The organism is Arhodomonas sp. KWT, from assembly GCF_010993615.1.
In genome coordinates, this window is record NZ_WNXE01000578.1 from 1 (window position 1) to 1,028 (window position 1,028).

At 68.9% G+C, this 1,028-nt stretch carries 1 protein-coding gene; it reads right to left on the minus strand.

Features of this window, described 5'->3' with window-relative positions; translation table 11 throughout:
- Positions 1–1,028 (minus strand): aldehyde dehydrogenase family protein (locus tag G7A99_RS20855; protein WP_163143810.1); only part of this gene is annotated, 1,028 nt, incomplete at both ends.

Sequence of the window (1,028 nt, forward strand, 5' to 3'; positions counted from 1 at the left end):
CCGCCGAACGGCGCCTCCGGCGTCGGGCCGGTGCCGGAGTTCAGCGCGGCGTGGGCGAAATTCAGGCGCTCGATCACCCGGTGGCCTCGCTCGCGGTCGCCGGTAAAGATGTAGGACGCGAGGCCGTACTCGGTGTCGTTGGCCGCGGCGACCACCTCGTCATCGTCACGGAAGGTGATCATCGGCACCAGCGGCCCGAACGTTTCCTCGACGGTGCACAGCGCGCCGGCGGGCACGTCCAGCAGCACGGTGGGCGCGTAGAAAGTGCCCGGCAGGCCGGAGACATCCAGCTCGGCGACCTTTTTCGCGCCCTTGTTGAGCGCGTCCTGAACGTGGCGGCTGACCTTGTCGACGGCGTTCTCGTCGATGAGCGGGCCGATGGTCGTGCCCTCGGCGAGCCCGTCGCCCACGCGCAGGCCCCTCACACGCTCGGCAACCTTTTCCGCGAATGCCTCGGCGACGCGCTCGTGGACGAACACGCGGTTGGCACAGACGCAGGTCTGGCCGCCGCCGCGGAACTTGTTGCCCATGAGGTTATCGGCGGCGGCGTCCAGGTCGGCATCGTCGAACACCAGGAACGGCGCGTTGCCGCCGAGCTCCAGGGTCAGGCGCTTGATCCCGGGCGCGGCCTTCTCGATGAGCTCGCGGCCCACCTCGGTGGAGCCGGTGAACGAGAACACCCGCACCGACGGGTGCTTGAGCAGGGTGTCGGAGATCGTGCCCGCCGAGCCCATCACCAGGTTCACCTTGCCCGCGGGCAGGTCCAGCTCCCGGTCGAGCAGGGTGAACAGCGCGATCATGGTCAGCGGCGTCTTCGACGACGGCTTGATCACGCTCGCGCAATCCGCCGCCAGCGCCGAGGAGAGCTTCTTGGCGATCATGCCGATGGGGAAGTTCCAGGGCGTACTCAGCGCCACGACCCCCGCCGGACGCTGATGGACCGTCCAGGTGCAGTTCTTGGGGTGCTCGTCGATGGTGCGCGGGCGCAGCTCGTCGATGTGCTCGCCGCAGTAGCGGAAGAAGCCCGC